This is a genomic window from Mesorhizobium sp. M0016 (assembly GCF_040324035.1).
In the GTDB taxonomy this organism is placed as follows: Bacteria; Pseudomonadota; Alphaproteobacteria; order Rhizobiales; family Rhizobiaceae; genus Mesorhizobium.
On the sequence record NZ_JAMYVM010000040.1, the window covers coordinates 20502 to 29296 of the forward strand.

The window sequence follows — 8795 nt, forward strand, 5'->3', positions numbered from 1 at the left end:
GGGTCGCAGCTAGGGTCAGGACTCATTGATCCAGAAGATGAAGGCTGCAGCGAAGGCGATCGCCGACAGGAAGGTGTGAGCACATCGGTCGTACCTGGTGTGTATGCGTCGCCAGTCTTTGAGGCGTGCGAACATGTTCTCGATCCTGTGGCGTTGTCGGTATAGGACAGGATCGTAGCTGTGCTGAACACGATGCTTGGCATGGGGTGGGATGCATGGCGTGATACCGCGCTCGACGAGCGCTTGGCGGAAGGCCGCTGAACTGTAGGCCCGATCGGCCAGCAGGGCGTTGGCGGCGGGCAAATCCTCGATCACTGCCGCAGCAGTCTTGTGATCATTGGCCTGCCCTTCGCTCAGATGCAGCAGCCGCGGGCGTCCCTTGCCGTCACAGACCACTTGCAGCTTGGTGGTCAGTCCACCTCGGCTGCGTCCGATACATCGGGATAGAGCCCCTTTTTAAGGAGGCTGGCGGCAGTGCGATGCGCTTTGAGATGCGTGGCATCGATCGTCAGATTGTCCGTTTCGCCGGCCTGCGCGGCCAGTTCCGCGAGGATGCGGTTGAACACGCCCAGCCGACTCCAGCGGATGAAGCGGTTGTAGATGGTCTTGTGCGGACCGTACTCAGAAGGGACATCTCGCCAGCGAAGGCCATTGCCACGAACAGGATGCCGCTCAGCACCCGGCGGTCATCTACACGCGGCACACCATGCGACAAAGGAGAATAGGGCTGGATCCGGCGCATCTGCTCCGGGGTCAACATCAGCAAATCACTCAAGGCGGCACCTCCTGCCACCTTGAATCACCCAACAGATATCAATTCAACAAATTAGTAGGTCCTGACCCTAGCTCCCCGTTCCTCTCAAGCATTTAGGCGTGGCGGAGTAAGCGGCGGTCCGGCGCGGATTTTTTTCGACAACGATTGTGAAGGATGCAGTGCCCCTAAGCCGGGGGCGGCGGCAGCCCCTGCGATCGTTACGCGTCGCGCAACACTGCGCGGCGCTTGGCCGTGGAGCTTCGCCGCTCATGGGCCTTGTCCGATCAGGGAGCTCACATTGACGGGCGCTCTGGTCGGGCCGGGCTTGGTTGCGCGGACACGAAGAAGGCGCATGAACGTCCTCCAAGTAGGCCGGATCAGTGGCCTTCCCGCCTGCCGGTCACCCCTAAATGTGGATGGGCGACGATCGTCGCCGATTCCCCAGCGTCGGCTCCTTTACGATCGATGCCCTTACCTGCACTGCGTCGACCACCGAACAGGTCGCGCTCACCCACACCGTGAACCGTGAGATCGATGCGGTCGTCGCCCCTCTGATGCAGGAGATCGAACGCACGCTCTAAGTCCTGCCTTCGGGCTGGGTGCATGTCCGTCAGGGCTACTCCCTGCGGCGTCACGTTCGATGACCCGTCCGCGTGACCAGCTGCTGGGCTGACGATGGTCCCCTCAGTTTTTGATGTCGAAATCGCAGTTTTTCCCTTGCACTGACGGATACACCGGATATCAGTTTTGCGAGGGGCATCGGGCAACGCTCGATGTAGGGACTGGGGACGGCCGCCGTCGAACGAAGACACGGCTGCCACATCAACTGGACACGCGTATTGCCTAATCGATACATCTTCCGGATGGTCTACTACGAGGATTGCGCGTTGTTCTTTCAGAACGGCGAGATCAGGGCGAAAAACTCGAACCAGGCGCAATCCTGCCATCAGACGTCGTACTCGCAGATCGTGAGCCGTCGGGGCGATGGAGGACTCTGCGTTCCGTCAGGTGACGTGATCAAAGGACCACGTCGCCTTCTACTTCTCGCCGATGACCGCGATGTCATTCACGATTCATCAGGGCAACGTGCCATTCGTGACGCCCGCAGGTGTCCAGAAGGGTAACGCGACCATGGACAATCGCGTCTTCTTCGTCGCCAATGTCGAGAATTTCCGGGGCTCCGAGCTTTACATATTGGTTCAGCGACATCGCCTGTAATTCACGCGCACCGATGCCGCAGTTCTCGAACGATCTGGATGCCCTGGAAACGCATGTGGCCTGGGATCTGTTCGACGACGGCGCGACCGCCGCGGCGATCAGCGAGATCGGATACCCGGGAGTAACGAAATGGTTCCACAATAAAGACACGCCGGAGCGGTATCAGAACCGCAAGCAGAAACGGATGGCGGAGTTCCTCGTTAAGGGTACAATCCCCTTGACCATGTTCGACTGCATTGTGGCAAAGGGTGATTTGATAAGAAGCGAAGTCCGTCGCATGATGAAAGACACCGGAGTGGACCTGAAGGTCTATTCGAAACCAGGGTGCTACCACTGATGTCGGTGACCTTTAAGACCGGAGACATGTTTGAAGAGCGCGCGGAAGCGATCGTGAATACGGTCAACTGCGTCGGTGTCATGGGCAAAGGCGTCGCGCTGGAGTTCAAGCGACGCTGGCCTGACAACTTCAAGGCGTACAAGAGGCTGTGTGATCGCCACCAGCTCCGCCCCGGCAAGGTGTATGTGCATCAAGAAGGTGACATGCTCTCCGGCGGCCGCCGCTTCCTGATCAATTTCCCGACCAAGGATCACTGGCGGGCGAAGTCGAAGCTGGAGTACATCGAGGACGGTCTGGTCGACTTCGTCGCCCAGATCGAGCAGCTTAGGATCAAGACGGTTGTCATGCCACCGCTAGGATGTGGGAACGGCGGACTGGATTGGACTGTGGTGAAAGCGCTATTGACGGACAGACTGTCCGCGATAAGGAATGTGGATTTCGTGATCTTCGTACCATCGAACGCCGAAGAGGGCGCCTCCGAAGTCCGTGCCGGTGAAGCCTCCGGCTCACCGAGAATGACCTTCGAACGGGCCGTCCTCATCAAGGCGCTCAACGATTTCTCCGTTTACTTCGACGGACGACTTACCCGTATCACCATGCAGAAGATCACGTACTTCCTTCAGGAGTTCGGGGTTCGCTTCGGTCTGAACTTCCAACGGAACGAGTTCGGTCCATATTCGGAAGAGCTCCGTGACGCCTTCAAGGCCATGGAGCGCCAAGGGCTGATCCAGGGTTTCACTTCGACCGATCGCGAGACGGCCGTCACCAAGTCAGGTGTGCAGCTGGCTGAAAGCTTCCTGCAGGAAGCTGACCGGGATCGCGCATTGGACGTGATCGACAGGGTCAGCCATCTCATTGACGGTTACGAGAGTCCGTATGGCCTGGAGCTCCTGTCCTCTGTACACTTCGTCTCCACCCGCGAGGCTCTGCGATCGCTCGATGGCATCGCAAATGCGTTGGGCCAGTGGGGCGAGCGCAAAAAACTGAAGTTCGACGCGAAATCGGTTGGCGGCGCTTTCGAACGCCTATTCGACGATCGATTGATTCACGCCTGAGCCTGAACCCGCCTGGCGACACTCGCTGTCGAACTTCCGGAGGCTGCAGATTTGATTTCGATAGGACTTCGCGTCTCTCCATCTGAGGTCACCTACGCCGTCGTGGACAACGAGAGCGTCGTCGATGTCGATCAGATCGTCATCCCAACGGCGATGGCCAAGCCGGTCGCCCTGAAATACGTGCGTAGCAACTTCCTCGATATCCTGCGCGAATATTCAGTGACCCGCGCCTGCATCCGGCTTGCCGAGAACAACGCCAAATCGATGAGCATCGAGCGCCTGCATCTCGAAGGCGTGATCCAGGAGGCGTTCGCGAGCAGTGATCTGAAAGGTTATTTCGCAGGAGCGATTCCCGCCCTGGCGGCACGTCTGGAGCTCTCGGGTGCAGATCTCAAGCCGATCATCGACGGGAAGAATCATTTCCACGTCATAGGGTGGGAGGATTTCTCCGTGAAGCAAAGGGAGGCCTTGCTGGCCGCCATGGTGGCCAGCCGTGTTTAAGCCTCTCGAGTACGCGCAGCTGTCTTTCGAGATGAAGGACGAGATCGGAGCCGAAGGGAAGAACTCCAACACTTTCATCGCCCACGATAACCAGTTGGGCGCCGACATCGTCATCAAGCGGATCAAGAAAGAAGACATCGAGCACAGGGAGACCTACTTCGAGGAATCCAGACGGCTCTACGCCAGCGCCCATCCCCACGTGGTGCAGCTGCACTATGCCTGCGAAACCGACGATCACGTCTTCGTCGCGATGCCCTTGTATTCCAACGGCTCCCTCAAGTCCTACATCCAGAAAAACGGTCCCCTCACGGTGCGAGAAATCGTGAACTTCGGCTGCCAGATCGCGGCTGGCCTGCACAATATCCACTCGAAGGGGCTCATCCACTTCGATCTAAAGGTCGACAACGTGCTGATTTCCGATCGGCAAGAGGCCCTCATTTCCGACTTCGGCCTTGCAATGGCGCAGGACGAGGCGGGAGAAGCCTCTCCCGACGGCATCTACACCCCGATAACGCCGCCGGAGGCGATCTCCGGAGACACTTACGACAGGTCGTTCGATATCTACCAGTTCGGCATGACGCTGTACGTGATGTGCAACGGCGTAGCCTGTCTCGACGAGCAGATGTCCAAGTTTGAGGACGCGGGGACTCTTGACGGCGATGCGTTTTCGGATTCAATAGAAGAAGGAACATACCCGGAACGGAAAGCATTCCTCGCTCATATCCCCAAGCGTCTTCGGAAGATCGTCTGCAGATGTCTCGAGGTGAAGCCGGGCGACCGCTTCAAGTCTGCACTGGACGTAGCGAACGAACTGGCGGCGGTGGAAGGAAGCCTGGACTGGCGGTTCTCGCAAGCAGGAAGTTCCAAGGTATGGACGCGTGACGTGGACGGTGTTCTTCACGTGCTTACGGTGGATGAAAACGGGAAGTCTGAGTTGACGAAGGCGATCAACGGAGGAAAGGCGAAGCGTGTGACGGCTGGATGCAAATCCAAGCTGACGGATGCTGCGATCACCGTCCTGCTCGGCAACACGTGATGGCGCTCCGGAACGACCCTACGAAGTATCGGAAACGAACCGATCTGGGTTTGAAGTCAGCTGCGAGGGCCTCTCCCACTCCTGATGCAGTCGCCGTCCGCAAGGCTATGGCCAGTGCCTTTAAGGCTTCGGGGGCGAAGGCCTACATTAACCTGCGCGCCATTCACAAGAAGCCGAAGTGAGGCAGGTCGGGCGCAGGTACATCGGGATGGGCGGGGCAGCCGCCGACCCGAAGGTCGGCACAAGTCCTGCGTCAGCTCGTGACCCGGGTCACTTGTACCATTGTCTCACGGCGAACGCCTGAATGAACGGGACCTCCTCGGTCGTGACAGTGGATGTCCGCTTTGCAGTGAAACCAAAGTGGAGGCCTCCGAGTTCCCCCGAACTCGCCATCGTCGGCCCACGACTTGCAAAGATGTTTGAGGATGCCTTCTCGCAAAAGGGGAACGTCGGCTGGCAGGCCCGTGGCTCGGGACTGGGCGGCTGCCCTGGCGCCTCGCCATTCCAACCGCGGCGGCGTTCAACACGCCCAATGGCAGCATGACGAACCGCTATCATTTCGATGGCTTGATCGAGGCCGCCAGGCCGTTTGCGTTGGAAATGGCCGCCGAAATCAAGAAGGCGGCCGAGGACAGGTCGAACCGGTAGCTGCAGAGAGCGCAGCACATCAACTCGGCTGGCGGGTACCTGCGGGCGTTGACGGAGAAGGCGAGGGAAGGGGAGTTTTCGGTCGGCCCGATGCTGATGGCTGCATTGAAGGCGAATGGGGCGGCGGTAAGGATGGCGGGATGACGAAGTTCGAGGAGCTGATCTGCAGTAGCAATACGGCAAGGTATTCCTGTCAAAGTGTCTCGATGCCGAACCGAAATATGATAGCTGGTTGCTTGTTCTGTACGATTGGCAAACCCTGATTAATGGCCTCTTGGCTGTAGTTGCTGCCGTCGTGGGTGGTGGTCTGCTCGTCGTCCAAATCAGAGATCAGCGCCGTCAGTTTCAGGAAGAACGGCGGCAACAGATCAAGGCTACCTTGATCCAGATCCCGCATGCGCTGACGGAGATGAATTCGTACCTGGTTGGCTGCTACGATGCTTGGAAGCGGAAAACGCCTGACGAGAGACCAAGGCCGCCGACGGAAGCTCTGAAGATCATCATGGATGCCGCGGCCGTGGTCGATGAAGGTTCCTTCAAGAGCATGCAACAGCTATCAACGCACAGACATTCGAATCCCGAGTGCAGTCTCCGGGCAGGCAGCGGCCGCACAACCTGCTCGACACCATGATCGTGGACATCGCCGAGCTATCGTATTTGACGACCAGGCTCTTCAAGTTCGGACGCATGGACGAGGATACGAAGACCATTCCATACGTTAAGCCAACTCGCGGCGATCTCGAAGAAGTACTTGCCAGGGATTTCGATCTCAAACTGCTGCTCGAAACCGATCCGCTGCTCGCCCGTGTAGAGAGGGCGCTGGGTTGCGGTTCCCTGGTCGAGAGCAACTCCCGGGAGCCAATAGACTTCTCAGCAACGGCTGGCACCGTGGAGTTATGCGATGATCCTCGCAGCCCTCCCGAGCGTCCGTTCGGCGTCATTGTAGTAGTTGGACGCCTGTTGCACCGAGCGGTGTTGCGACTGCTGCATGGCTTCGGGCAGCGGAATGCCGCAGCGGGCCGTTTCGGTGAGGTAGCCGGAGCGCAGGCCATGGGCGGAAAACGCCGCCGGGTCGAATCCGGCCTCGGCGACGCGGCGCTTCAGGATCAGATTGACGGCCTGCGGCGTCAGGGCGCGTTTTTCTAGGTTGCCCCATCGATCGATGCCGCGGAACACGGCACCTTCGCTAATCCCGGCGCGCGCGAGCCAGTCTTTCAAGGCCAGCACCGGACGGCCGACGAGCAGCACGAAAGCGTCGCTGTCGGCCTGTGTCGTTTTTGTCCGGCCGAGCCGGATGGACACACAGGGCAGTTTTTCGCCGTCGGGGTTCTTGGGATCGGTCGGCACCGGGTCTACTTCGATGATCTGCTCGATCCTGAGCGAAGCAATCTCGCTGCGCCGGCGGCCGCCGGAGGCGAACGCGGTGATGAGAAGGGCGCGGTCGCACAGGTCGACGAGACGGTCCCCGGCGCAGGCCTTGAGCAGGGCGGCCAGAATATCGGCGGTCACTGCCTTTTTGCTCTTGCGGCCGCAGAGGCGTGCGCTGGCGCGCACCGCCAATTTGATCGCGCTCTGCAGCCCAGGCGCATTGAATTTTCCGACAAGTCCGCGCCATTTGGTCAAGGTGGACCAGCTCGACAGGCGACGGCGCACGGTGGCGGGGGCGTGCGGTCGGTCGCTGCGCAAAAGCCCTTGGGATTTCAGGGTCGCCGCGACGTCGGCCCGCATGCCGTGCGCCGGATCCGCCTCGCGTTTCGCGAAGTCCCACAAATGGTGCGCGACGAATTTGATCAGCAGTGCCTCCGGCGCCGGCCAGGGCAGCGAAAATCCGGTCGCGGCGAGCGACCACGCCTCGAGATAGCCGAGGTCGGAAGCTAGCGCCCGCAGAGAATTTGCGCCAGTGCCTTCCCTGGCCAGGTGGCGCAGGGTTGCGACGTCCTCGTCGGTTAGGATATCTCCCAGAAAATCGCGACGGTCGAAGGGCAGCACGGAATCGAGCGCGTCGAGGGCTTCGGCTCGCGACGATTTCAGCAGTCTTGGTGTTGGCAAGCTGTCCTGTCATTGGCTTGGTTCTATCTGGTTACCGCGCGCCTTGCGGAAAGCCCGTGAAGCCCGTATATTCCGTAATAAAGGAGTCTCGCCGATGACCACCACCGTCACCGCCGCCGCCGTCTCGAAAAACTTCGGCGCCTATCAGGATGCCGCGGTCCGCGATCCGGTCATCATCACCAAAAACGGCCGTCCGCGCACCGTACTGCTGGCCTACGAGGATTTTGTCCGGCTGTCGAAGCGCGACCGGCGGGTCGAGCTGACAGCGGAGCTCAGCGCGGACGAAATCGCTGCGGTCGAAGCCTCTGAAATGGCGCCGGGTCTTGACCATCTCAACGACGAGCTCTCTGGGGCAAAAGGCCTGACGGCAAAAAATGCTGCCGGCTGAAATCAAGGTCGGCCAGGTCTTCCGTTATTCTTATCTCTGGCATTGGCAACACCGCGAGGGCCGCGAGGAAGGCGACAAGGACCGGCCCTGCCTGGTGCTGGCGCTTGTTGCTATGCACGAGGACGGCTCGCCGGTCGTCCGGGTCCTGCCGATCACCCATACGCCGCCGTCCGATCCCGATGATGCCATCGAGATCCCGGCTGCGGTCAAGCTGCGCTTGCGGCTTGACGGTGCGCGGTCGTGGATCGTTTTGACGGAGAGCAACCGGTTCGTCTGGCCGGGCCCCGACGTCCGGCCGCTGGACACGGAGAGCGGTTACTATGGGCCGCTGCCGCCGGCGTTGTTTGCCGCGGTCAAGCGCCGGTTCGTCGCCATCGCCACAGGCCAGGCGCACACGAGCACGTCGCGCACAGCGTGACGTTGGCTGGCGCTGCGGCATGCCGAGAGGCATCAGGGCAGGGGCAGTCTCCATCAAGGCGGCGTTGGTGCATGGGTCCGGACTTGAGCGGATGTCGATCTTTGAAGCGGCAGACTATGCCGTGGCCGCCTTGCGGCGGGCGGATTTCGGGCGTGCGCAGGCAAGCATGCGGTTGAGGACGGCGCAGCCGATGGCGACTTCGGTCTGCTGAACTGGAAGCGACCGTGCCCGCAAACGCCGCCCGATGGTGGACTTGTATCGCCCTATGGCGGTCTCGACCAGCGAGCGTTTGCCATAACCGTTGGCACCTGCCATTTCATCCGGCCGTCTCTGCCGATTGCGGCGATATGCTGGTCCCTTTGGCCGGCAGGTCTATCGTCGAATGGTTCGA

Annotated in this window: 10 protein-coding genes and 3 pseudogenes; 9 read left to right on the top strand and 4 right to left on the bottom strand. The window is 60.2% G+C overall.

Translation table 11 applies throughout. The annotated features are described in order from the left end of the window. Nucleotides 1–15: 15 nt before the first annotated feature. Nucleotides 16–775 (bottom strand): annotated as a pseudogene (locus tag NKJ88_RS31715) (IS5 family transposase). A 389-nt stretch (nt 776–1164) separates the two neighbouring features. Here NKJ88_RS31715 and NKJ88_RS31720 point away from each other — a divergent pair. The 7 genes and pseudogenes from NKJ88_RS31720 to repC form a co-directional block, all read left to right on the top strand. Next, entirely contained in the window at nt 1165–1335 is a 171-nt protein-coding gene (locus tag NKJ88_RS31720) for a hypothetical protein (RefSeq protein WP_352446835.1), read from the top strand. A gap of 478 nt (nt 1336–1813) precedes the next feature. Then, entirely contained in the window at nt 1814–1972 is a 159-nt protein-coding gene (locus tag NKJ88_RS31725) for a hypothetical protein (RefSeq protein ID WP_352446836.1), read from the top strand. Nucleotides 1973–1985: 13 nt separating this feature from the next. Beyond that, on the top strand, nt 1986–2309 hold the full coding sequence (locus NKJ88_RS31730; RefSeq protein ID WP_352446837.1) for a DarT ssDNA thymidine ADP-ribosyltransferase family protein: 324 nt from the start codon (nt 1986–1988) through the stop codon (nt 2307–2309). Next, a complete protein-coding gene (gene darG, locus NKJ88_RS31735; RefSeq protein ID WP_352446838.1) occupies nt 2309–3364 on the top strand; it encodes a type II toxin-antitoxin system antitoxin DNA ADP-ribosyl glycohydrolase DarG in 1056 nt (351 codons plus the stop codon). Before NKJ88_RS31730 ends, darG begins: the two co-directional genes overlap by 1 nt. 102 nt (nt 3365–3466) lie before the next feature. Continuing rightward, entirely contained in the window at nt 3467–3865 is a 399-nt protein-coding gene (locus NKJ88_RS31740) for a hypothetical protein (RefSeq protein WP_352446839.1), read from the top strand. 31 nt (nt 3866–3896) lie between these two features. Beyond that, nucleotides 3897–4901 carry a serine/threonine-protein kinase gene (locus NKJ88_RS31745; protein WP_352446840.1) on the top strand — a complete coding sequence of 335 codons (1005 nt, stop codon included), beginning with the start codon at nt 3897–3899 and terminating at the stop codon, nt 4899–4901. 648 nt (nt 4902–5549) lie between these two features. Beyond that, nucleotides 5550–5693: pseudogene (gene repC / locus NKJ88_RS31750) on the top strand (replication initiation protein RepC); the annotation flags it as partial. Between the two features lie 49 nt (nt 5694–5742). Here repC and NKJ88_RS31755 read toward each other — a convergent pair. Both NKJ88_RS31755 and NKJ88_RS31760 read right to left on the bottom strand, forming a co-directional pair. Beyond that, complete coding sequence (locus NKJ88_RS31755; RefSeq protein ID WP_352446841.1) at nt 5743–6099, bottom strand: hypothetical protein; 357 nt, start codon at nt 6097–6099, stop codon at nt 5743–5745. 344 nt (nt 6100–6443) lie between these two features. Beyond that, nucleotides 6444–7598: a site-specific integrase gene (locus tag NKJ88_RS31760; RefSeq protein ID WP_352446842.1), complete on the bottom strand. Its 1155-nt coding sequence runs from the start codon at nt 7596–7598 to the stop codon at nt 6444–6446. Nucleotides 7599–7692: 94 nt separating this feature from the next. Between NKJ88_RS31760 and NKJ88_RS31765 the strand changes: the two genes are divergently transcribed. Beyond that, nucleotides 7693–7986, top strand: coding sequence for a type II toxin-antitoxin system Phd/YefM family antitoxin (locus NKJ88_RS31765; RefSeq protein WP_352446843.1), 294 nt, complete (start codon nt 7693–7695; stop codon nt 7984–7986). Continuing rightward, nucleotides 7973–8404: a plasmid maintenance toxin (PemK-like) gene (locus tag NKJ88_RS31770; protein WP_352446844.1), complete on the top strand. Its 432-nt coding sequence runs from the start codon at nt 7973–7975 to the stop codon at nt 8402–8404. Before NKJ88_RS31765 ends, NKJ88_RS31770 begins: the two co-directional genes overlap by 14 nt. 114 nt (nt 8405–8518) lie before the next feature. Here the strand turns inward: NKJ88_RS31770 and NKJ88_RS31775 are convergent. Continuing rightward, a pseudogene (locus NKJ88_RS31775) lies at nt 8519–8795 on the bottom strand (IS5/IS1182 family transposase); the annotation flags it as partial.

What these genes read in the sequence shown, in the direction of transcription:
- NKJ88_RS31720 (WP_352446835.1), top strand. Translation starts at nt 1,165, where the DNA reads ATGTGGATGGGCGACGATCGTCGCCGATTCCCCAGCGTCGGCTCCTTT.
- NKJ88_RS31725 (WP_352446836.1), top strand. Translation starts at nt 1,814, where the DNA reads ATGTCATTCACGATTCATCAGGGCAACGTGCCATTCGTGACGCCCGCA.
- NKJ88_RS31730 (WP_352446837.1), top strand. Translation starts at nt 1,986, where the DNA reads ATGCCGCAGTTCTCGAACGATCTGGATGCCCTGGAAACGCATGTGGCC.
- darG (WP_352446838.1), top strand. Translation starts at nt 2,309, where the DNA reads ATGTCGGTGACCTTTAAGACCGGAGACATGTTTGAAGAGCGCGCGGAA.
- NKJ88_RS31745 (WP_352446840.1), top strand. Translation starts at nt 3,897, where the DNA reads ATGAAGGACGAGATCGGAGCCGAAGGGAAGAACTCCAACACTTTCATC.
- NKJ88_RS31765 (WP_352446843.1), top strand. Translation starts at nt 7,693, where the DNA reads ATGACCACCACCGTCACCGCCGCCGCCGTCTCGAAAAACTTCGGCGCC.
- NKJ88_RS31770 (WP_352446844.1), top strand. Translation starts at nt 7,973, where the DNA reads ATGCTGCCGGCTGAAATCAAGGTCGGCCAGGTCTTCCGTTATTCTTAT.